The organism is Terrabacter sp. P2_E3, assembly GCF_056403915.1.
Genome location: NZ_JBFUEN010000021.1, coordinates 121,484 through 142,420 on the forward strand (window position 1 = coordinate 121,484; position 20,937 = coordinate 142,420).

The 20,937-nt window shown below is 72.3% G+C and carries 26 protein-coding genes and 2 pseudogenes; 20 read left to right on the forward strand and 8 right to left on the reverse strand.

All coding sequences use genetic code 11. The features are described from left to right. Positions 1–64: 64 nt before the first annotated feature. Complete coding sequence (locus AC1DW8_RS21280; RefSeq protein ID WP_478095791.1) at positions 65–355, forward strand: MoaD/ThiS family protein; 291 nt, start codon at positions 65–67, stop codon at positions 353–355. 6 nt (positions 356–361) lie between these two features. Continuing rightward, the gene (locus AC1DW8_RS21285) at positions 362–1,198 is read left to right on the forward strand and encodes a hypothetical protein (protein ID WP_478095792.1); all 837 of its coding nucleotides are present in this window, start codon (positions 362–364) and stop codon (positions 1,196–1,198) included. Positions 1,199–1,237: 39 nt separating this feature from the next. Here AC1DW8_RS21285 and AC1DW8_RS21290 read toward each other — a convergent pair whose 3' ends face one another. Further along, the gene (locus AC1DW8_RS21290) at positions 1,238–1,609 is read right to left on the reverse strand and encodes a DsrE family protein (protein ID WP_056771650.1); all 372 of its coding nucleotides are present in this window, start codon (positions 1,607–1,609) and stop codon (positions 1,238–1,240) included. A gap of 23 nt (positions 1,610–1,632) precedes the next feature. Here AC1DW8_RS21290 and AC1DW8_RS21295 point away from each other — a divergent pair, with 23 nt between their 5' ends. The 9 genes from AC1DW8_RS21295 (at position 1,633) to AC1DW8_RS21335 (ending at position 8,299) form a co-directional block, all read left to right on the forward strand. Then, entirely contained in the window at positions 1,633–2,130 is a 498-nt protein-coding gene (locus AC1DW8_RS21295) for a heme-binding beta-barrel domain-containing protein (protein WP_030199640.1), read from the forward strand. 28 nt (positions 2,131–2,158) lie between these two features. Then, positions 2,159–3,202 (forward strand): CAF17-like 4Fe-4S cluster assembly/insertion protein YgfZ, encoded by a 1,044-nt coding sequence (gene ygfZ, locus AC1DW8_RS21300; protein ID WP_056771648.1) that lies wholly within the window; start codon positions 2,159–2,161, stop codon positions 3,200–3,202. A gap of 35 nt (positions 3,203–3,237) precedes the next feature. After that, positions 3,238–4,092 (forward strand): beta-keto acid cleavage family enzyme, encoded by an 855-nt coding sequence (locus AC1DW8_RS21305; RefSeq protein ID WP_056771646.1) that lies wholly within the window; start codon positions 3,238–3,240, stop codon positions 4,090–4,092. A 192-nt stretch (positions 4,093–4,284) separates the two neighbouring features. Further along, positions 4,285–4,773: a helix-turn-helix domain-containing protein gene (locus AC1DW8_RS21310; protein WP_056822376.1), complete on the forward strand. Its 489-nt coding sequence runs from the start codon at positions 4,285–4,287 to the stop codon at positions 4,771–4,773. A 1-nt stretch (position 4,774) separates the two neighbouring features. Next, positions 4,775–5,800 carry a hypothetical protein gene (locus AC1DW8_RS21315; protein WP_478095793.1) on the forward strand — a complete coding sequence of 342 codons (1,026 nt, stop codon included), beginning with the start codon at positions 4,775–4,777 and terminating at the stop codon, positions 5,798–5,800. Positions 5,801–5,909: 109 nt separating this feature from the next. Further along, the gene (locus AC1DW8_RS21320; protein ID WP_478095794.1) at positions 5,910–6,902 is read left to right on the forward strand and encodes an asparaginase; all 993 of its coding nucleotides are present in this window, start codon (positions 5,910–5,912) and stop codon (positions 6,900–6,902) included. A 30-nt stretch (positions 6,903–6,932) separates the two neighbouring features. Then, positions 6,933–7,358: a D-aminoacyl-tRNA deacylase gene (gene dtd / locus AC1DW8_RS21325; protein WP_478095795.1), complete on the forward strand. Its 426-nt coding sequence runs from the start codon at positions 6,933–6,935 to the stop codon at positions 7,356–7,358. 86 nt (positions 7,359–7,444) lie between these two features. Beyond that, positions 7,445–7,759, forward strand: coding sequence for a DUF2516 family protein (locus AC1DW8_RS21330; protein ID WP_478095796.1), 315 nt, complete (start codon positions 7,445–7,447; stop codon positions 7,757–7,759). A gap of 75 nt (positions 7,760–7,834) precedes the next feature. Then, positions 7,835–8,299 carry a phosphomannose isomerase type II C-terminal cupin domain gene (locus AC1DW8_RS21335; protein ID WP_082619379.1) on the forward strand — a complete coding sequence of 155 codons (465 nt, stop codon included), beginning with the start codon at positions 7,835–7,837 and terminating at the stop codon, positions 8,297–8,299. Between the two features lie 109 nt (positions 8,300–8,408). Here AC1DW8_RS21335 and AC1DW8_RS21340 read toward each other — a convergent pair whose 3' ends face one another. Both AC1DW8_RS21340 and AC1DW8_RS21345 read right to left on the reverse strand, forming a co-directional pair. Then, positions 8,409–9,344: an MEDS domain-containing protein gene (locus tag AC1DW8_RS21340; RefSeq protein ID WP_056771634.1), complete on the reverse strand. Its 936-nt coding sequence runs from the start codon at positions 9,342–9,344 to the stop codon at positions 8,409–8,411. 150 nt (positions 9,345–9,494) lie between these two features. Then, entirely contained in the window at positions 9,495–10,295 is an 801-nt protein-coding gene (locus AC1DW8_RS21345; protein ID WP_478095797.1) for a class I SAM-dependent methyltransferase, read from the reverse strand. 96 nt (positions 10,296–10,391) lie between these two features. Here AC1DW8_RS21345 and mshA point away from each other — a divergent pair, with 96 nt between their 5' ends. From mshA to AC1DW8_RS21360, 3 genes are read left to right on the forward strand one after another with little or no spacing between them, the layout of a single operon-like run. Continuing rightward, positions 10,392–11,741, forward strand: coding sequence for a D-inositol-3-phosphate glycosyltransferase (gene mshA / locus AC1DW8_RS21350; protein WP_235509520.1), 1,350 nt, complete (start codon positions 10,392–10,394; stop codon positions 11,739–11,741). Further along, complete coding sequence (locus AC1DW8_RS21355) at positions 11,738–12,280, forward strand: type III secretion system chaperone family protein (protein ID WP_056771629.1); 543 nt, start codon at positions 11,738–11,740, stop codon at positions 12,278–12,280. The genes mshA and AC1DW8_RS21355 overlap by 4 nt, the downstream gene beginning before the upstream one ends. A 23-nt stretch (positions 12,281–12,303) precedes the next feature. Beyond that, entirely contained in the window at positions 12,304–13,047 is a 744-nt protein-coding gene (locus AC1DW8_RS21360) for a phosphoglyceromutase (protein WP_442276279.1), read from the forward strand. 49 nt (positions 13,048–13,096) lie between these two features. Here the strand turns inward: AC1DW8_RS21360 and AC1DW8_RS21365 are convergent, their stop codons facing one another. The 3 genes and pseudogenes from AC1DW8_RS21365 to phoU form a co-directional block, all read right to left on the reverse strand. After that, positions 13,097–13,921, reverse strand: coding sequence for a hypothetical protein (locus AC1DW8_RS21365; protein WP_478095805.1), 825 nt, complete (start codon positions 13,919–13,921; stop codon positions 13,097–13,099). 42 nt (positions 13,922–13,963) lie between these two features. Next, a pseudogene (locus AC1DW8_RS21370) lies at positions 13,964–14,056 on the reverse strand (hypothetical protein); the annotation flags it as partial. A gap of 97 nt (positions 14,057–14,153) precedes the next feature. After that, positions 14,154–14,813 (reverse strand): annotated as a pseudogene (gene phoU / locus AC1DW8_RS21375) (phosphate signaling complex protein PhoU); the annotation flags it as partial. Between the two features lie 278 nt (positions 14,814–15,091). On the opposite strand from phoU, the gene AC1DW8_RS21380 reads away from it, so the two are divergent. Further along, complete coding sequence (locus AC1DW8_RS21380; protein WP_478095798.1) at positions 15,092–16,387, forward strand: sensor histidine kinase; 1,296 nt, start codon at positions 15,092–15,094, stop codon at positions 16,385–16,387. Positions 16,388–16,449: 62 nt separating this feature from the next. Continuing rightward, complete coding sequence (locus AC1DW8_RS21385) at positions 16,450–17,133, forward strand: response regulator transcription factor (RefSeq protein WP_020145710.1); 684 nt, start codon at positions 16,450–16,452, stop codon at positions 17,131–17,133. Between the two features lie 79 nt (positions 17,134–17,212). Here the strand turns inward: AC1DW8_RS21385 and AC1DW8_RS21390 are convergent, their stop codons facing one another. Then, entirely contained in the window at positions 17,213–17,734 is a 522-nt protein-coding gene (locus AC1DW8_RS21390) for a hypothetical protein (RefSeq protein WP_478095799.1), read from the reverse strand. Between the two features lie 308 nt (positions 17,735–18,042). Between AC1DW8_RS21390 and AC1DW8_RS21395 the strand changes: the two genes are divergently transcribed. The 4 genes from AC1DW8_RS21395 to ispF all read left to right on the forward strand — a co-directional run bounded on the left by AC1DW8_RS21395 (position 18,043) and on the right by ispF (position 20,674). Further along, positions 18,043–18,525, forward strand: a complete 483-nt coding sequence (locus AC1DW8_RS21395) for a CarD family transcriptional regulator (protein WP_020145708.1) — start codon at positions 18,043–18,045, stop codon at positions 18,523–18,525. 49 nt (positions 18,526–18,574) lie between these two features. Further along, the gene (gene ispD / locus AC1DW8_RS21400; RefSeq protein WP_478095804.1) at positions 18,575–19,246 is read left to right on the forward strand and encodes a 2-C-methyl-D-erythritol 4-phosphate cytidylyltransferase; all 672 of its coding nucleotides are present in this window, start codon (positions 18,575–18,577) and stop codon (positions 19,244–19,246) included. Between the two features lie 112 nt (positions 19,247–19,358). Continuing rightward, a complete protein-coding gene (locus tag AC1DW8_RS21405) occupies positions 19,359–20,156 on the forward strand; it encodes an SDR family oxidoreductase (RefSeq protein WP_478095800.1) in 798 nt (265 codons plus the stop codon). Further along, a complete protein-coding gene (ispF, locus tag AC1DW8_RS21410) occupies positions 20,156–20,674 on the forward strand; it encodes a 2-C-methyl-D-erythritol 2,4-cyclodiphosphate synthase (protein WP_478095801.1) in 519 nt (172 codons plus the stop codon). The genes AC1DW8_RS21405 and ispF overlap by 1 nt, the downstream gene beginning before the upstream one ends. 30 nt (positions 20,675–20,704) lie before the next feature. Here ispF and AC1DW8_RS21415 read toward each other — a convergent pair. Then, positions 20,705–20,937, reverse strand: a 233-nt coding sequence (locus AC1DW8_RS21415; RefSeq protein WP_478095802.1) for an IS30 family transposase, incomplete at its 5' end; no start/stop codon positions are given.

A 20,937-nucleotide genomic window follows, 5' to 3' on the forward strand; every position in this document is an offset into this window, starting at 1 on the left:
CATGCAGGATAGGCGAGACTGGTCACCAGCGGATGAGACCGCACCAACGATGAGACGGAGTGAGATGGCCCCGAGTGGACCCGAGTCGCGCACGGTCGGGACGACCGGGCCGGCTCTCGCGACCGTCACCGTGCGCTACTGGGCCGCGGCCCGTGCGGCGGCCGGCGTCGACAGCGAGGCGCGCACCGGCGCGACGGTGGGCGAGGTCGTCGACGCGGCCGTCGCCGACCACCCCGACCTCGCCCGGGTGGCGCGCGTCGCGAGCTTCCTGCTCGACGGGCGGAAGGTGGGTCGCGACGCGCGGGTGACCGACGGCGGCACCGTCGAGGTGCTGCCGCCCTTCGCCGGCGGGTGATGCACAATGGCCCCCGTGCCTGAGGACAACGCGGCCCTCCGCGAGCCCGGTCCCGACGCCTCCGACTCCTCGGTGGCCGCCGGGTCGCTCCGCCTCCCGCTGTCCCCCGCCGGCGCCGACCGCATCCGCTGGGTCAGCGTCGGCGCGACGCTCGTGGCCGCCGTGGCCCTCCTCGTCGCCCAGGGCACGGGGTATGCCGCCACGCTCGGTGTGACGCTCGCGCTCGCTCTCGCGGTGGCCTGGGGCTGGCCGCTCCTCACCGGGTCGTGGACCCCGATGGCGACGACCGTCGTGCTCGCGGTGGCCTCCGTCGCGATCGTGCTCAGCGCGCTGCGTCAGGACCTGCTCTGGGTCCCGGCCGCCGTCGCGTTCGGCATCCTGCTCGCCTTCTCCGGTCAGCTCGTCCGTCGGACGGGCCGTGAAGGGCTCGTCCTGACGCTGCTCTCGTCGTTCGGCGGCCTCGTCGTCGTCGCGTCCGGCACCACGGCGGTCGTCGCCGCCAACAGCGACCGGGGCCAGGCGGTCGCGGTCGTGGCCATGGCGGCTGTCGGGGCGGCCGTCGTCACCGACCTGCTCGTCGGGGTGCGTGGCGCGACGCCGTTCCTCGGGTTCGTGGCGCTCGCGGCCGCGGTGCTGGCGGCCGTCGTCGCCTCACGCGGCTCCGAGGTCGGCACCCTCGAGGCGCTGGGGATCGGTGCCGCCGTCGGCACCGTGTCGTGGTCGTTCCGCCGGGTGCTCGCGCTGCAACCGGCGATGCTGACGGTCCGGGGCCAGGTCGGCGCCGGAGCCGGGTCGGTGCTCGCCGTCGGCGCCGTCGTCCACCTCTTCTCCGTCCTCACCTGACTCCCCACCCCCAACCGTCGAGGGGCCACGTTCTGCGGGTCAGTAGACGAGGGCCTGCACCCCCGGGGCCATGACCTCCTCGACGAAGACGGCCGCGCCCTTGATCACCGCACCGTCGACCAGCTGGTCCTGCGTCAGGTCGCGCCGGGCCGCGCACTGCGTGCAGACGGTGAGCCGGCCACCCGCGAGCACGGCGTCGCGCAGGTCGACGAGCGGGGCGGCATACGCCAGCTCGAACTCCTCGGCGCGTCCGGGGACGGCCATCCACGTGGACTCGCCCGTGAGCCACAGCGAGACGTCGACGCCGCTCGCGACGGCCGTCGCGGCGACGGTGAAGGCCTGCGAGAGGCGCTCGGGAGCCTCGGTGCCGGCGGTGACCTTGACGACGAGCGAGCGCGCGGGGGTGTCCATGGGATCAGGCTACGATCGGGCGCATGTTCAACCTCGACCAGGACATCCCGGAGCCGCTGCGACCCCTCGCCTGGCTCATCGGACGCTGGGAGGGCGCGGGCGTCGTCGGCTACCCGACGATCGAGTCCGCGCACTTCGGCCAGGAGGTCGAGGTGACGCACGACGGGCGTGGCTTCCTCAAGTGGGAGAGCCGGGCGTGGATCCTCGACTCCGAGAACGGCGCCAAGGTGCGCCCGGCGGCGGTCGAGTCCGGCTTCTGGCGTCCGCTCGAGAACGGCGAGGTCGAGCTGCTCCTCGCGCACCCCACCGGCATCCTCGAGCTCTACTACGGCAAGATCGAGCCGGCCAAGATCCAGCTCAAGACCGACGGCGTCCTGCGCGCCCCGGGAGCCAAGGAGTACAACGCCGCGACCCGCATGTACGGCCTCGTCGAGTCCAACCTCCTCTGGGTCATGGACATGGCCGCCGTGGGCCAGGAGCTCCAGAGCCACGTGTCGGCCACCCTCAAGCGCGTGGAATGAGGTAGACGCCGTGAGCGTTCCACCGGGCATGAGCGACCTGGAGCTGCCGACCCGCCCGACGACGAGGAGCCCGCTCCTGTCGCGCCCGGGTGCCGTGGCCGGCGAGGGTCTCGAGGCGGGGGTGGCCCTGCACCACGGTGACCCCATGCGCGAGCAGCGCCTCCTCGAGGAGGGCCTCGCGGTCGTCGATCTCTCGCACCGCGACGTCGTCACCGTCACCGGACCCGACCGGCTCAGCTGGCTCCACTCCCTGACGACCCAGCACCTCCTCGGCCTCGAGCCGCGCCAGTCGCGCGAGGCCCTCATCCTCAGCCCCAAGGGCCACGTCGAGCACTCGCTGCACCTCGTCGACGACGGCACGACGACGTGGATCACGACCGAGCCCGGCGCCGGTCCGGCCCTCGTCGAGTGGCTCGACAAGATGCGCTTCATGCTGCGCGTCGAGGTCGCCCTCGTCACCGACGACTGGGCCGTGCTCGGTGAGCCGCACTCCAGCGAGTCCGTCGACGGCGAGCCCCTCGCCTGGCGCGACCCGTGGCCCGACCTCGTCGGCGACACGACGGCATACGGCCCGGTCGACGGGCACCCCGGCACCGACCGCGCCTGGCGCGAGGTCCTCGTCCCGCGCGCCGATCTCGTTGCGGCCGTGGGGGATCGGCCGCTGGCCGGACTGTGGGCCGCCGAGGCGCTCCGCATCGCCGCCTGGCGTCCCCGGCTCGGTCTCGAGACCGACCACCGCACGATCGTCCACGAGCTCGACTGGCTGCGCACCGCGGTGCACCTGCAGAAGGGGTGCTACCGCGGCCAGGAGACCGTGGCGCGCGTGCACAACCTCGGGCGACCGCCGCGCCGCATCGTCTTCCTCCACCTCGACGGCTCTGGCCACGTCCTGCCGGCGCAGGGGAGCGAGGTCCGGGCGGGCGACCGCGTCGTCGGACGTGTCACCTCCGTCGGGCGCCACCACGTCGACGGGCCCATCGCCCTCGCCGTCATCAAGCGCAACACCGACCCGACCCTCGAGCTGCTCGTCGACGACCTCTCGGCCGCGCAGACGACGATCGTCGCCCCCTGACCGACGGCGCTCCGGGCGCTGGCAGGATGTGCGGCATGAGCACCGCACGCACCGCCGCGAGCACCCTGATCACCGTCGCGCCCACGGGCGCCGAGACCGCCAAGTCGGACGTCGCCGCGCTGCCGACGACACCGGAGGAGCTCGTCGAGACCGCCGTCGCGTGCGAGCGTGCGGGCGCGGCCCTCATCCACATCCACGTGCGCGACCGCGAGCACCAGCCGACGCTCGAGCCGGCCTTCCTCAAGGAGGCCGTCGACGGTGTCCGTGAGGCCACCGACCTCATCGTCCAGCTCTCGACCGGCGGCTCCATCACCGACCCGCTCGAGAAGCGCCTCACCGTCCTCGACGCCGACCCCGACTCGTGCTCGCTCACGTGCGGCACGACGAACTTCGGCGACGGCGTCTTCCTCAACCCGTGGGGCTTCATGGTCGACCTCTACCGCCAGGCCCAGGAGCGAGAGGTCGTGCCGGAGTTCGAGCTCTTCGAGCTCGGCCACGTGCACGCGCTGCGCCGCCTCATCGACGAGTGCGGCCTGCCCTTCGGCGGCAAGGTCCACGTCGACTTCGTCACGGGGGTGCCGGGCTCGATGCCCGGCACGCCGCAGGCGCTGCTCGCGGGCGTCGCGATGCTCCCGCCCGAGGTGACGAGCTGGTCGGCCACCGGCATCGGGCGCGCGCACCTGCCGATCGTCGCGGCCGCGTTGTCGGCCGGCGGTCACCTCCGCGTCGGCATGGAGGACAACCTCATGTATGCCAAGGGTCGCCCGGTCGCGCACAACAGCGAGCTCGTGTCCCGAGCCGCCGAGATCGCCACGGTCATGCAGCGCCCCCCGATGTCGACCACCGAGGCGCGTGAGGCCCTGTCGATCAAGGATCGTCGCACCCGCTGACGCCGCGACGCGCGGGCGGCCTCGTTTCGCGCGCTCCTGATCCGAGCGCGCGACATGTCCCTCCAGCGCGCACTCCTTCCCGCGCCCGGTCCTCTGGTCTCGCGCTTCTGGTCGGAGCGCGCGAACCGGTGTGGGACGTCTCACGCTGCCCAGAGTTTGCATTCTGCTTGCTGTAGTTAGCACAATGGAGGCATGAGCAAGCTTCCGCTACCCGACCTCGGGGCCTACTTGCGCGAGCAGCGCGAGAGCGCCCAGCTGTCGCTGCGGCAGCTTGCCGAGATGGCCGGCGTCTCCAACCCCTACCTGTCGCAGATCGAGCGCGGGCTCAAACGCCCGAGCGCCGAGATCCTGCAGCAGATCGCCAAGGGGCTGCAGGTCTCGGCCGAGTCGCTCTACGTCCGGGCCGGCATCCTCGACGAGCGGGTCGCCGACGACCCTGCCGCCGTGCCCGACGTCCTCTCCGCCATCGCGGTCGACCCGGTCCTGACCGACCGGCAGCGCGCGGTGCTCGTCGACATCTACCTGTCATTCGTCGGCGATGACGAGACGACGCCCGAGACCACGCGTCCTGCGCGACGCCCACCCAGCCCACCGCCTACGCCGGCTGCAGCACCTCGCCGGCGCCCGTCGCGCAGCACGACCGCTGCCGCGACCCCCGAGCTCAACGAGAAGGAGAACTGAGATGGCACTCAGCAAGAAGATCACCAAGGCCGTCAAGGACGCCCAGAAGCAGGCCGAGGCCGCCGTCGCCGACGTGCGCGGCCAGCTCGTCCAGGTCGAGGACCGGATGCCCGATGTCCAGGTCGACCCGACGCCGTTCTACGCCGTCGTCGGCGCCGCGAACATCGCGATCGACACCGTCCGCACGGCGGGCGAGCAGCTCGAGGTCGCACGCAAGCAGGCCAAGTCCGTCGACCTGCGCAAGGGTGCCAAGAAGGAGGCCGACCAGATGCAGAAGGACCTCCAGAAGCGCATCATCGACCTCCAGGGCCGCACGACCGAGCTCCAGAAGCTCGCGACGACGTATGCCGAGCGCTTCGTCACGCGGGCCCAGGACCTCCCGGCGCGCGTCCTCAACGAGGGCCTCGTCATCGCGAGCAACGCCAAGGACCAGTACGACGCCGCCGCGGCTCGTGGCGAGAAGGTCGTCACCGACCTGCGCGCCCAGGGTGAGCGCACGGCCTTCGGCCTCGCCGAGCGTGGCACCGCCACGGTGACCCGTGGTCGCCGCGTCGCCGAGACCGCCGTGAGCGAGGGCGAGAAGGTCGCGAAGACCCTCAAGGGCGCCGTCGTCAAGGACGCCTCGAAGCTCGGCTCGCAGGTCTCGGCCTCGGTCGACGCCGTCGAGTCGGCCGCCGCGCCGGTCCCGGCCAAGCGCACCGCCGCCCACCAGACGGCGATCCGCAAGTCGGCGGCCCAGAAGTCCGCCGCGACGCGCAAGGCCAACGAGGTCGAGGCCACGACGACCCGCAAGGTCGCTGCCCGCAGCTCGGCCACGACCGACGACCCGCAGGCCACGGTGGCCCGCAAGGTCGCCCCGGCCAAGAAGGCGGCCAGGAAGACGGCCACCAAGACGGCCACCAAGACGGCTGCGGCGACCAAGAGCGCGACGAAGACCGCCGCCAAGAAGGCCACGCCGGCCAAGAAGACGGCCCGGAAGGCGTCGACCGCCCCGAGCACGACGTCGACCACGGCTCCGAGCGCCTGACCGGCCGCGCCCTCCAGCCGGGTCCCCCCCGGCGCCACAGGCACGACAGGGCCGCCACCCCGCACCCGGGGTGGCGGCCCTGCTGCGTCGCTCCGGCATACTGCGGGGCGTGTCCCATCTCCTGGCCCCGTCCTCCACCCATGTCAGCGCGGCGCTCGCCGACGCCCCGGTCGTCGCGCACGTCGTGCGGGCCGGTTTCGTCGAGTCGGTGCACCACGGCACGGCCGTCGTCACGGCTCCCGACGGCACGGTCGAGCTCGAGGTCGGCGACGCGAGCGGTGCGGTCTTCCCGCGCAGCTCGAGCAAGCCCCTGCAGGCGCTCGCGATGGTCCGCAACGGGCTCGCGAACGACGGCCGCCTCCTGTCGCTCGCGTGCGCCAGCCACTCCGGCGAGGACTTCCACGTCGAGGCGGCCCGCGAGATCCTCGCCGGCGCCGGCCTCACCGAGGCCGACCTGCAGAACACCCCCGACTACCCCTACGACGAGTCCGCCCGCATCGGCTGGATCTCGAGCGGCCGCCCGCGACAGTCGATCGCGCAGAACTGCTCGGGCAAGCACGCCTCGATGCTCGCGACGTGCGTCGTCAACGGGTGGGACCTCGCGACCTACCGCGATCCCGAGCACCCGCTGCAGGTGGCCGTCACCGAGACGGTGCGTGAGCTGACCGGCGCCGAGCCGAGCGCCGTCGCCGTCGACGGGTGCGGCGCACCGATCCATGCCGTCCCGCTCCGCGCCCTCGCGCTGTCGTTCGGCCGGCTCGCCGCTGCCACCGAGGGGCCGGAGGCCCGGATCGCGACGGCCATCCGGGACTTCCCGGAGTACCTCGGCGGCACCCACCGCGACGTCACCGCCCTGATCCGCGGCGTCAACGGCCTCATCGCCAAGGACGGCGCCGAGGCCGTCTACGCCGTGGGCCTGCCCGACGGCCGCGGCATCGCCGTCAAGGTCGCCGACGGCTCGTCGCGCGCCCGCAGCGTGCTGCTCGCCGCGGTGATGCGGCGCATCGGCGTCGGCAGCGACGACGTCCTCGCCGTGCTCGAGCACCAGCCGGTGCTCGGCCACGGCCAGCCCGTCGGGTCCGTCGTCGCCGTCGGCGTCTGAGCCGGATCGAGACGGGCCCGTGAGGTCGAGATGAGGGCGGTGCTCCAGCGCGTCACGAGCGCGCGGGTCGAGGTCGACGGCGAGGTCGTCGGCGCCATCGACCGCCCCGGCCTGCTGGCCCTCGTCGGTGTCACCCACGACGACGGGCCCGAGCAGGTCGAGCGGATGGCCCGCAAGATCGCCGAGCTGCGCATCCTCCGCGACGAGGCGAGCCTCACCGACGCCGGGGCGCCCGTCCTCGTCGTCAGTCAGTTCACGCTGCACGCAGACACCCGCAAGGGTCGCCGTCCCTCGTGGAGCGCGGCCGCATCGGGGACCGTGGCCGAGCCGCTCGTGGCCGACCTCGTGGCGGCGCTCCGGGGGAGGGGCCTCGAGGTCGCGACGGGTCGTTTCGGCGCGATGATGCAGGTGTCGCTCGTCAACGACGGCCCTTTCACCCTCGTCGTCGACGCCTGACCGGCGCACCGCAGCAGCCGACCTCGCGGGAGTCTGGGAATCGGCTGGGAGGGGTCGCGCGACCGTCGCCGGGTTACGCTTCCACCATGCAGCTGTACTCGGGGTTCCAGAACGTCGTCCTCCTCGTGCTCGGAGTCGTCGCGCTCGGGTGCGAGGTCTTCGCGTTCGTCGACGCGCTGCGCTACCCCGAGAAGGCCTACGTCGCCGCCGGCAAGCGCACACGGACCTTCTGGCTCGTGCTGCTCGGGGTCGCCCTCGCGATCGGCTTCGTCACGCTCTTCAACCCGCTCAGCCTCTTCGGTCTGCTCGCCTTCGTGGGTGCCGCCGTCTACCTCGCCGACGTGCGCCCCGCGCTGCGGCAGGTCAGGGGCATCGGGGGGCGCTCCAACACCGGGTGGTGACCCTCACGCGCCCGCTCGGGACACCGGGCCTTGCGCGTACGGCACACTGGTGCACTCACAACCGATAGGAGAACCATGTCCGACCAGCAGCCTGCTGCTGCCGTCGTCGACCACGAGCTCGACGCCCACCAGCACCAGAACGTCTCGTCGCCGCGTCACACCGCGGACGAGTACGACCTGGGCAACCGCAACCCGACCGAGGACATCTTCGTCGCCGAGCGGCCGTGGGGCGAGTTCCAGCAGTTCGTCTCCAACGAGCAGGTCACCGTCAAGATCATCACGGTGCAGCCCGGTCACCGGCTCTCCCTCCAGCGGCACGACCACCGCGGTGAGATGTGGCAGGTCCTCGACGTGCCGATCGACGTCACCGTGGGTGACCGGACGTGGAGCGCCAAGCCGGGCGAGACGGTCTGGGTCCCGCGCAACTCGATCCACCGCATGGGCAACTCCGGCGAGCACCCGGGCCGCCTCCTCGAGGTCGGCTTCGGCCACTTCGACGAGTCGGACATCGAGCGCCTCGAGGACGACTACGTCCGCTGAGGACGCACGCAGCACGACACACGGACGGACGTATGCCGCCGGGCCCGGCCCGGCGGCATACCGCTGTCCGCGGACGGTCGGCAGTGACGGACGCCGCTTTCCGGCGGGCTCAGCCGGCGCGTGACCGGCTCGGGTCGAGCAGCAGCTCGGCCCACACGACCTTGCCGCCGGGCACGGGGCTGTAGCCCCACCGCTCGGACAGCGCCGCCACGATGTCGACGCCGCGTCCGCTGACGTCGTCGGCCTCGGCGGCGCGTCGCTGGAGCGGGGTGAGGGCCGCGTCCTCGACACCGATCCGCAGGCCGCCCCGACGCCGGTCGACGACCGCTCGGAACGGGGAGGCTGCGTGCGTCAGGGCGTTGGTCGCGAGCTCCGAGACGATGAGCGCGGCGTCGGCCGTGAGGCTGTCGTGGCCCCAGGCCCGCAGCACGTCGACGACGAAGTGACGGGCCGCCGGCACCGACTCGGCCGTCGGCAGGTAGACGCGCGAGCACGCGTGGCCGGCCGCGAGCTGGGCGCCATCGGTCGAGGACGCACCGCCGACGGGCATGAGGTCGGTGTGCAGGTCGCAGACCCGGCGCACGTCGACGAGCTCCGCGTGCTCGAAGACCCCGGTGGGGTAGGCGCACAGCAGCGAGAAGTCGTACTCGCGGAGCAGCTGGTTCCACAGCAGCTCGAGGTCGATGGCCACCTCGACCTGTCCGCGCTGCCAGAGCAGTGCGACCATCTCGCCGAAGGCGCGGATCGGCCGCCCCGCGACCGAGGCCTCGGTGACGACCTCGCCGACACGTCGCATGAAGTGGTCCGCGTCCAGGTGGCCGTCGACGACCAGCTCGGCCAGGGTCTCCTCGGCGTCGAGCGTGAGGTAGCGGCCGGCGGTCTCCCGCGCGGCGGGGTCGTGGCCCATCCCCACCAGGAGCGCCTCGACGGCGACGCGGTGCGGAGCGGTGGCGACGACGACGACGCACTCGTCCCGGTCCCACCCGTCCGCGACGAATCGCGCGACGGCGCCGAAACCCTCACTGTCGAGCGTGTAGAAACTCACTGCATGACCTCGCCCCCACGCGGTCATGCCGCCGTGCGACATGGTGCCGAGCGTACGCCGACGGCACGGCCGTCGGTGGCTTGCGTTTCCTGTGAGTCCCCCGCGGGGGGCGGCGCCACGGCCAAACGGGCGCAAACCTCCCGAACCGCCTCAGCGGCCGAGCGGGGCCACCGCTGTCCAGTCGACGGTGAGTTCGCCGAGCCGCCAGCGCGAGGGGCCGTCGAGCAGCGGCCAGCGCTCGCGGACCTCCGTCGCAGCGGCGAGGAAGCGCTGACGTGCGCCCCACGACGACTGCGGCGCGCTACGGGCCCACGCCCGGTCGAGGTCGGCGAGGAAGGCGTGGACGGGCTCGCCCGGCACGTTGCGGTGGATGAGCGACTTGGGCAGCCGCTCGGCGACGTCGGACGGGCGCTCGAGGCCGCCCATGCGCAGCGAGATCGTCAGGCTGACGGGACCGGCTTTGTCGACCGCGACCCACGATGCGCGGCGGCCGATCTCGTCGCACGTGCCGTCGACGAGGAGCCCGTCCGGCGCCAGGCGCTCCTGGACGAGGGCCCAGGCGGCCGGCACCTCGTCCTCGGCGTACTGCCGCAGCACGTTGAAGGCGCGCACCACCGTGGGACGCTCGCCGTCGTCGAGCGGCACCTCGAAGCCGCCGAGCCGGAAGGTCAGGCCGTCCCGCTCGAGCGGCTTGCCGGCGGCCACCCGAGCCGGCTCGATCTCGATGCCGACGACCCTGACGTCGGCGCGCACCTGCCGCAGCCGTTCGTGCAGCTCGACCGCCGTGATGGGCGAGGCGCCGTAGCCGAGGTCGACGACGACCGGGGGTGTCGGGCTGCGCCGGAGGCGCCACGCCTGCGGTCCGGCGATCCACCGGTCGCACCGCCTCAGCCGGTTCGGGTTCGTCGTCCCACGGGTCACGGTGCCGACGGGGCGCTGGCGTGGGGGCACCTCCGCAGCCTAGCCAGCGCCGGTCGGAGGTGTTCCGGGGTCGCCGGCGACCGCGGAATACATCGAATCGCGCGTGTGGTTGAGTCGAGGAAGAGCATGACGACGAACGACGCGCAGGACGAAGGGATGCCGATGGCGGCCGATCCGAGACGGGTGGCGATGATCAGCGTGCACACCTCGCCCCTCGAGCAGCCCGGTACGGGTGACGCCGGGGGCCTCAACGTCTACGTCGCCGAGACCGCGAAGGAGCTCGCCGCGCGCGGGATCGAGGTCGACATCTTCACCCGCCGCACCACCGGCGCGACGCCGATCGAGTCCGACCTCGTGCCGGGCGTGCGCGTGCGCCACGTGACCGCGGGCCCCTACGAGGGCCTCGCCAAGGAGGACCTGCCGGGCCAGCTCTGCGCCTTCTCGGCCGGCATCATGCAGGCCGGGCTCTCGGTCCCCGAGGACCACTACGACCTCGTCCACTCGCACTACTGGCTCTCGGGTCAGGTCGGCTGGCTCGCGGCCGACCGCTGGCGCGTCGCGCTCGTCCACACGATGCACACGATGGCGCGCGTCAAGAACCTCCACCTCGCCGAGGGCGACCCGCCGGAGCCCCGCGGCCGCGAGATCGGTGAGGTCCAGGTCGTCGAGGCGGCCGACCGCCTCATCGCCAACACCCAGGACGAGGCCCGCGAGCTCATCGAGCTGTATGCCGCCTCGCCGGCCAAGGTGTCCGTCGTCCCCCCGGGCGTCGACCTGACGACCTTCACCCCCGGGGACCGCAGCGAGGCCCGGCGCGCCCTGGGCCTGCCCGTCGAGGGTCAGCTGCTCCTGTTCGTGGGGCGCATCCAGCCGCTCAAGGCACCCGACGTGCTGCTCCGGGTCGCCGGCGAGCTGCTCCGCCGCGACCCCTCCCGCCGCGAGCGCCTCACGGTCGCCGTCCTCGGCGGCCCCAGCGGCAGCGGCCTCACCCGGCCCCACGAGCTCGAGGAGCTGGCCCGCTCGCTCGACATCGACGACGTCGTCCGCTTCGTGTCACCGGTCGACCGCCAGGTGCTCGCGCAGTGGTATCGCGCCGCCGACCTCGTCCTCGTGCCGAGCCACTCGGAGTCCTTCGGTCTCGTCGCCATCGAGGCGCAGGCCTGTGGCACCCCCGTCGTCGCGGCGCACGTCGGCGGCCTCCCGACCGCCGTCGGAGACGCCGGCGTCCTCGTCGACGGTCACGCGACCCCCGACTGGACCGACGCCGTCGAGTCCCTGCTGCGCGACGACGACCGCCGTCTCGCGCTGGGCTCCGCGGCGGTCGCGCACGCGGCGCAGTTCGGCTGGGGAGCGACCACCGACCGGCTCCTCGAGGTCTACCGGCAGGCGATCCGTGAACGGGCCGACGGCGGCAACGAGTCGCCCATCGACGAGGGCCAGAGCCTCGTCGGGGTCCCGACGGCGGTGATCCCGTGAGCGCCGAGCCGCAGGAGACCGCCCCCGCTGATGACTCACCGGGCGCGGCCGCCGAGGCCCGCCTCACGGCATACCTCGACTCCGTCGGGCTCGAGTGGGAGCTCGGCGGGCGCCCGGGGGAGTACGTCGTCACCCTGCCCGGCGAGAAGAAGCTCAAGACCGTCGTGTCGGTGCTCGTGCGCGACCGGACGACGAGCGTCAGCGCCTTCGTCATCCGCAACCCGGACGAGAACCACGAGGCGTTCTACCGCACCCTCCTGCGCAAGAACCTCCGGTTGCAGGGCGTCGCCTACGCCGTCGACACCGACGGCGACGTCTACCTGCGCGGCGAGGTGCCGACGGTCGCGGTGGAGCCCGAGCACCTCGACCAGCTCTTCGGGATCGTCCTGTCGGCGAGCGACGACGTCTTCAACGAGCTGCTCGCGCTCGGCTTCCTCGGCTCGATGCGCAAGGAGTGGGCCTGGCGGGTCTCACGCGGCGAGTCGACGCGCAACCTCGACGCCTTCCGTCACCTGCTGGACGACGGCTCGGACGCGTGATCGGCCGTCGCTAGGCTGGCGCCATGACCTACACGCTCGTCCTCGTCCGCCACGGCGAAAGCGACTGGAACGCCAAGAACCTCTTCACGGGGTGGGTCGACGTCGACCTCACCGACAAGGGCCGTGCCGAGGGCGTGCGCGCCGGCGAGCAGCTCAAGGCCGCCGGCATCCTGCCCGACATCGTGCACACCTCGCTCCTGCGCCGGGCCATCACGACCGCGAACCTCTCGCTCGACGCCGCGGACCGCCACTGGATCCCCGTCAAGCGTGACTGGCGCCTCAACGAGCGCCACTACGGCGCGCTCCAGGGCAAGGACAAGAAGCAGACCCTCGAGCAGTACGGCGAGGAGCAGTTCATGCTGTGGCGCCGCTCCTACGACGTGCCGCCGCCGCCCATCGAGCAGGACGACGAGTTCTCGCAGCATGGTGACGCGCGCTACGCCGGCCTCGGTGCCGCGATGCCCGCGACCGAGTGCCTCAAGGACGTCGTGACCCGTCTGATGCCCTACTGGGAGAACGAGATCCAGACCGACCTCGCCGACGGCCTGACCGTCATGGTCGCCGCCCACGGCAACTCGCTGCGCGCCCTCGTGAAGACGCTCGACGGCATCTCCGACGACGACATCGCCGGCCTCAACATCCCGACCGGCATGCCGCTCGTCTACGAGCTCGACGAGTCGTTCCGCCCCGTCACGCAGGGTGGGCGCTATCTCGACCCCGAGGCCGCTCGCGCCGCCGCGGAGGCCGTCGCCAACCAGGGCCGCTGACCGGCCCAAGCCTCTGCCTGCCTGGAGGGTTGGCGCTGCTCCGGCAACGTCAACCCTCCATGCGCCGGCGGACCGCGCAGTCCCGACGGCGGCATGGACGCGCTCGTCCGGACCATCCGCGGCTGCGGAAGATCGCCTCGAGCTCGAGTGCCGTCTCGCACGGCGTCACCGCGACGTCGGTCCAGTAGACCCGAGCCGTCAGCCAGTCGTCGGCGGCGTTGCGTCGGTCCCGGCGGCCGTCACGCTGCTGGTTCGCCCAGCCGGCGTGACCGAGTCTGCCGTCGACCTCGACCTTGACGCGAAACGGCTCGTAGTCGTTGTCGCACCGTGTGTCTCCGCGACCGGCGGACTGTCGGTGCGCTGACGGGAGCCCGTGCGCCTGCTCCACGTCGCGGGTGTAGCGACGTTCGGCGGGGCTCTCGGCCCCGTCCTCGACATCGCCCAAGACCTCGAGCAAGAGGGTCCTGTGCGCCTGGCCGGGCCGCTGCTCCAGCGCGTTTCGGAGGTTGCGCAGGGTCGTGCGGCGCGTTTGGACGGCCTTGGCGATGAGGCCGACGGCGCGGTCCACAGGCCGGCCGGCGGCCAGGTCAAACACCGTGTGGTCGAGGCTGATGCGGTGGGGCCACGCACGCTCGTCGGTACGTTGGTAGGCGTACTGGCTCCGGGTCACGACGATCCCTTCGGTTGCCTCCGGCCTTCGGTCGACCGGGACGGCGACGTGGATGTCCGGTCCCGGGTGCGGGATGAGTCCCCAGAGGAAACCGGCGCTCGGTCCGCACAGGGCTGCGGGGATGCCGATCCTCAGCAGGGCGGCCAGGGCCCGCGACTCCCAGTCGTCACGGCCCGGCGTCGTGGAGTAGACGCCGCGCTGCACGGCGACCCAGCGTCCGGACTCGACACGCCATCTGACCGCTGCCTCGGTCAGGCCCGCCCCGAGGGCCTGGGTGCGTGTGACGAGGCCCAGCTGCGCCGCAGCGTGGGCGGCAATGGTGCGCTGCATGACGCACATGCTCGCCGTAGGCGGGGCCCGCTGGCCGTGGTTGTCCCCAGCGTCCGGCGCACGCAGACGCGGGTGGAGGGTTGGGGGGGGGGGGGGGGGGGGGGGCGTGGTCGTAGCTGACCTCGGAGTCGTACTCACCCGTGACGAGGTAGATGACGCGGCGAGCGACCGACACGGCGTGGTCGGCGAAGCGCTCGTAGTACCGGCCGACGAGCGTCAGGTCGAGGATCGAGCTGCGCGACCACGACGTGTTCTCGTCGAGCAGGGCGGCGAAGAGCTCGCGGTGGAGGTCGTCCATCGCGTCGTCGTCCTTCTCGAGCGCGATGGCCGCAGCGACGTCCTTGCTCGCGATGATCGACCCGCACTTGGCGACGATCGACTCGGCGACCTGGCCCATCTGCAGGATGTGCGAGCGCAGCTCCGGCGGCACCGCCGAGTCGGGCGTGCGCAGGCGGGCGACCTTGGCGACGTGACGGGCGAGGTCGCCCATCCGCTCGAGGTCCGAGCTCATGTGCATCGCCGTCACGACGATGCGCAGGTCGGTGGCCACGGGCTGCTGGCGGGCCAGCAGGTCGATCGACAGCTCGTCGAGCTCGATGCGGATGTCGTCGAGCTTGCGATCGGCCTCGATGACCGACTCCGCGAGGTGGACGTCGGCGTCGAGGAGCGCGGTCGTGGCGCGGGAGATGGCCGACCCCGCGAGCCGGGTCAGCTCGACGAGCTGGTCCGAGATCGTGTCGAGGTCCTCGTGGAACTGGTCGCGCATGGTCTTCCTGTCAGTTGCCGGTCGTGCGTGGTCGTGCGTGGTCGTGCGTTGCCGTCTGCACCGGTGTGACGTGCGGCTGCGCCGTGTCGGGAGCCAGCCTGCCACTCGCGACGCGCGCGGGACGGCATACGTTCGCGGTGTCACGTCCCCCGCTGGTGCAGAGGTTGGCAGGGCTTCGTGAATGGGTGGGGACGCCAAGGTGAACAGTGGGTTCGCGCTCCGCACGCGCGTGTCCCGCGTGGTCCGAGTCTGTCGGCGTGATGCGTACGCTGAGTGTCGTGGACCCGACGACAGCGGCAACGCTCGGTGGCATCGCCGGCCTCGCCCTGGGCGGCGTGGCGATGGTCGCCGTGCGCCTGTCGGACCGCTCGACGGCGGCCGAGACGCCCTCGCCGCCCGCTCCGCCGCTGCCCCCCGGCGTCGGTGAGGTCATCGCCGTGCTCCGCTCGAGCGGCATCCTCGTCGACTCGTCCGACCGGGTCGTCAACAACTCACCCGCCGCCGTCGCCCAGGGCCTGGTGCGCGGCCAGGAGCTCGTCCACCCGGAGCTGCTCCACCTCGCCCGCGCCGTGCGCCGCGACGGTGTCATCCGCGAGGCCGAGCTGACCCTGCAGAAGGGCATCGGCGACGGCCGTCTCGTCGTCGCCGCCCGGGTCGCGCCCCTCGGCGCCGACCACGTGCTCCTCCTCGTCGAGGACCGCTCCAAGGCGGCCCGCGTCGAGGAGATCCGCCGCGACTTCCTCGCCAACGTCAGCCACGAGCTCAAGACCCCGGTCGGCGGCATCTCGCTGCTCGCCGAGGCCGTGCTCGACGCGCACGACGACCCCGAGGCGGTCGCGCGCTTCGCGAAGCGGATCAGCGTCGAGTCCGAGCGGCTGACGCGACTCGTCAAGGAGATCGTCGAGCTCTCGCGCCTCCAGGGCGCCGACGTCATCAAGGACCCGACGGTCATCGACGTCGGTGCGTGCGCGCGAGACGCCGCCGACCGCAGCCGACTCATCGCCGACGAGCACCGCATCGAGATCGTGACGGCCATCGACGAGGGCTGTGAGGTGTGGGGTGACGCCGAGCTCGTGACCACGGCCATCAGCAACCTCGTCGGCAACGCCATCGCCTACTCCGACGGCGGCACCCGTGTCGGCGTCATGGTGCGTCGAGGTCGCCCGGGTGTCATCGACGTCTCCGTCACCGACCAGGGACTCGGCATCGCGCCCGACGAGCAGCAGCGCATCTTCGAGCGCTTCTACCGCGTCGACACGGCCCGGTCGCGGGCCACCGGCGGCACTGGGCTGGGCCTGGCCATCGTCAAGCACGTCGCCGACAACCACGGCGGCAACGTGTCGGTGTGGTCCGAGCCGGGCCGGGGGTCGACGTTCACCATCGAGCTGCCCGCCGCCAACGCCTCCGCCGCGATCGCGCCCGCCGATCCGACGACGTATGCCGCCCTCCCGCCGTCCGAGCCCGACGTCCCCTCCGAAACCCAGACCGAGGCCGAGGTCGACGCCGGGCGCGGCGGCGCGCCTGAGGCCGAGCCGTCCCGCGGCGCCGGCCCGACCCCGTCCGTCAACGCCTAGTCACGTCCCCACTGCCTGAGCAGCCCACCAGCCCCACGCTGCCCGACCCCGAGAGGCCCGTAGTGAGTCGCATTCTCATCGTCGAGGACGAGGTGTCGTTCTCCGACCCGTTGTCCTACCTGTTGAAGAAGGAGGGCTACGACGTCGCCGTGGCCGAGACCGGGCCCGACGGCCTGGCCGAGTTCGACAAGAACGGCGCCGACCTCGTCCTGCTCGACCTCATGCTGCCCGGCCTCTCGGGGGTCGACGTGTGCCGCGCGCTGCGCCAGCGCTCCTCGGTGCCGGTCATCATGCTGACCGCCAAGGACAGCGAGATCGACAAGGTCGTCGGCCTAGAGATCGGTGCCGACGACTACGTCACGAAGCCCTACTCGAGCCGTGAGCTGCTCGCGCGCGTCAAGGCCGTGCTGCGTCGCCTCGCCGAGCCGGAGGACCTGCTGCCCTCGACGCTCGAGTCGGGACCGGTCCGGATGGACGTCGAGCGCCACACCGTGAGCGTCCAGGGGCGGTCGGCGTCGCTGCCGCTCAAGGAGTTCGAGCTGCTCGAGATGCTGCTGCGCAACTCCGGTCGCGTCCTGACCCGCATGCAGCTCATCGACCGCGTCTGGGGCAGCGACTACGTCGGCGACACGAAGACGCTCGACGTCCACGTGAAGCGCCTCCGCGCGAAGATCGAGCCCGACCCGGCCAACCCGGTGCACATCGTCACCGTGCGCGGGCTCGGCTACAAGTTCGAGGCCGGCTGAGCCGAGCGGTGTGCCGGCGGCCGTGCCCCGCACACCTGCTGCGGTCTGACGATCGGGAGCAGTCTCCCGACGGTGGGGCTCAGCTGCCGGTGGGCGCGGGCGTCACCGTGGCGTAGTAGCCGCTCGCCGTGAGCACGGGCACCTTGACGACGGTCGTGCCACCGGCGCTCGACGTGATGGTGACGGGGACGAGGCCGCCCGGCTTGGTCTTGACGTCGGTCAGCTGCAGACCCTTGCCGGCGAGGTTCACCTGCTCGCGCGGGCCGAGCTGCACCTCCGAGCCGCTGGGCGCGCTCGTGGCGTTGGGGTCGGCCTGAGGCGCGATTTGGACGGTCATGTCCTGCTCGCCGAGGTTGATGGCCGAGCCGGAGATCACGACCGTCCCGCTGCCGTCACCGACGAGCGCGAGGTCGCGCACGGCGAGCTCTCCCACGTCGGCGGGGACGCCGTCGGCCGGGACGTAGGGCGTGTTGGTCTGGACGGGCGAGTTGACCTGGCACCCGGTCGTCACGACGGCGAGGGCGACACCGGCGAGCATCGTCGACACCCGGCGGGTGGACGAGCGACGCGCGGGGGTCAGGGCGGGGTATCGACGCTTCACGGGCGACAGCCTACCGGCGTACGACTCGTCGGACCCGTGCACCCGCCGTCACGGCTCGGCGGGCGCGCCGAGCCGACGTCGGCCGCGGCTCCGACGCGATGTCCACCGGCCGCCGACGGGTGCCTCGGCCGCCCTGATCCGTCCCCGAGAGGCTGGCGCGAAGCATGCCGAACGGCGTTCTGTCAAGACGTCACATATCGCGTCCCGGGCCTCGACTGTGGCTCTGACCTGCACAGATGCCGGATCCTGAGATCGCGATGTGCACAGCTTCGTGATAATCTGGAGGTCGCGAAAGGGGAAAACAGCAGATGGTTTTCAAGGTCGGCGAGACGGTCGTGTACCCCCACCACGGGGCTGCACTCATCGAAGAGATCAACACACGCACGATCAAGGGAGAGGACAAGCTCTACCTCAAGCTCAAGGTCGCCCAAGGTGACCTGACGATCGAGGTCCCCGCCGAGAACTGCGACCTCGTGGGTGTCCGCGACGTCGTCGGCAAGGAAGGCCTCGACCGCGTTTTCGAGGTGCTCCGCACGCCGCACACCGAGGAGCCGACCAACTGGTCGCGTCGCTACAAGGCGAACCTCGAGAAGCTTGCGTCGGGTGACGTCATCAAGGTCGCCGAGGTCGTGCGCGACCTGTGGCGTCGTGACCAGGACCGTGGTCTGTCGGCCGGCGAGAAGCGCATGCTCGCCAAGGCCCGCCAGATCCTCGTCTCCGAGCTCGCGCTCGCGGAGAAGACGAACGAGGAGAAGGCAGAGACCATCCTCGACGAGGTCCTCGCTTCCTGATCAGGGCAGCACACTGAACAACGAGACCGGAGCCGGTCGCGTCGGCGTCATCGTCGTCGCGGCCGGCTCCGGCTCGCGTCTGGGGGCACGTGTGCCCAAGGCGTTCGTGCCCCTCGCCGGGCTGCCCCTGCTCGGGCACGCCCTGCGGGGGGTCCTGTCGTGCGCCGCGGTGGCCCAGGTCGTCCTCGTCGTCCCCGACACCCACCGGGCGCAGGCCGACGAGCTCGCCGAGGGCGTATGCCGTGAGCTCGGGTCCGCGACGCCGGTGACCGTCGTGCCGGGCGGGGCCGAGCGGGGCGACTCCGTCGCGGCCGGTCTGCGGGTGCTTGGCGGGGACGTCGACATCGTCCTCGTCCACGACGCCGCCCGGTGCCTGACGCCGGTCGACGTCTTCGACCGGGTGGTCGCCGCCGTCGCGGCAGGCGCCGTGGCGGTCGTGCCCGGCACCGCGGTCGTCGACACGATCAAGCAGGTCGACGGCGACGGGTTCGTCGTCGCCACCCCCGACCGCTCGGGCCTGCGCGCGGTGCAGACGCCCCAGGGCTTCCGCCGTGACGTCCTCGAGCGCGCCCACGCCGGGTCGAGCGACGCCACCGACGACGCCGGGCTCGTCGAGCGGCTGGGGGAGCGGGTCCTCGTCGTCGAGGGTGACCCCCGGGCCCTCAAGGTCACGACGCCGAGCGACCTCGAGGCCGCGGCCCGCCTGCTCGGCGCCTCCTGACCTCGGACCCGACCGCGGACCCGAGCTCGGGCCCCACCGTCGTTCGAGGTGTTCCGCGGTCACGGGTGACCGCAGCACACATCGAACCCGGGAGTTGCCTATCCTCGGCAGCGTGACGACCGACCCCAGCACCGCCCTGTCCCGACCGACGGCTCTCATCACCGGTGGTGGCACCGGCATCGGTGCGGCCATCGCGCGGCGGCTGTCGCGCGACGGCTTCGACGTCGTCGTCGCCGGCCGTCGCCGCGAGAAGCTCGACGAGGTCGTGGCCGACATCGAGGGCGCCGGCCGCTCGGCCCGTGCGCTCGTCATGGACGTCACCGACCCGGCGTCGGTGACCGAGGGCGTCGCGTCGCTCGGTGGGTGCGACGTCGTCGTCAACAACGCCGGCGGCGCGCTCGGGGTGACTCGCGTCGAGGACGGTGACCCCGAGGAGTGGGAGCGGATGTTCGCCTCGAACGTCGTGGGGACCCTGCGCGTCACCCAGGCCGTGCTGCCGCTGCTGCGACGCTCCTCCCGGGCCACGATCGTCGACATCAGCTCGATCGCCGGTGAGCGCGTCTACGAGGGTGGCGCCGGCTACGTCGCGGCCAAGCATGGCACGTCCGTCGTCTCCGAGACCCTGCGCCTCGAGCTCAACGGCGAGAACATCCGCGTCGTCGACATCCGGCCCGGCATGGTCCACACCGAGGAGTTCTCCCTGACCCGGCTCCACGGGGACCGCGCCGCGGCCGACAAGGTCTACGACGGGGTCGACCGTCCGCTCGTCGCCGACGACGTCGCGGAGTGCGTCGGTTTCGTCGTCGGGCTGCCGCAGCACGTCAACATCGACACGATGGTCATCAAGCCGGTGGCGCAGGCCGCCCCGCACAAGATCCACCGCGGCCCGATCGACTGGAAGGACGCCTGATGACGTCGCTCCCGCGCGTCGGGGTCGGCGTCGACGTCCACGCGTACGCCCCCGAGGGGACCGACCGCGAGCTGTGGGTCGCCGGGCTGCACTGGCCGGGGGAGCGGGGTCTCGACGGCCACTCCGACGCGGACGTCGCGGCCCACGCGGCGTGCGACGCGATCTTCTCGGCGGCCGGGATCGGTGACCTGGGCGCGCACTTCGGCACGTCGCGCCCCGAGCTCGCCGGAGCCTCCGGCGTCACGCTGCTCACCGAGGCCGCACGGCTCGTGCGCGAGGCCGGCTTCGAGATCGGCAACATCGCGGTCCAGGTCGTCGGCAACCGGCCCAAGCTCGGCACCCGCCGCGCAGAGGCCGAGGCAGTGCTCACCGCCGCCGCGGGAGCGCCCGTGTCGGTGAGCGGCACGACGACCGACGGGCTGGGCCTGACCGGCCGCGGCGAGGGCGTCGCCGCCGTCGCGACGGCTCTCGTCGTCCCCACCTCCCCGTCGAGTGAGCGCTCCGCACCAGTCGAGTGAGCGCTCCGTCCCAGGCGGGGCACGGCGGTTTCAGGGCGTGTGCGCAACGTTGAGTAGTTCGTTGAGTTTATGGGCGGGGGTGTGGAAGCCGAGGGTGGCTCGGGGGCGGGTGTTGAGCAGTTGTTCGACGTGGGCGATCTGCTCGTCGGTGACGGTGGTGAAGCTGGTGCCTTTGGGGAAGAACTCTCGGATCAGGCCGTTGGTGTTCTCGTTGGTGCCGCGTTGCCAGGGCGAGTGCGGGTCGCAGAAGTAGACCTTGCAGT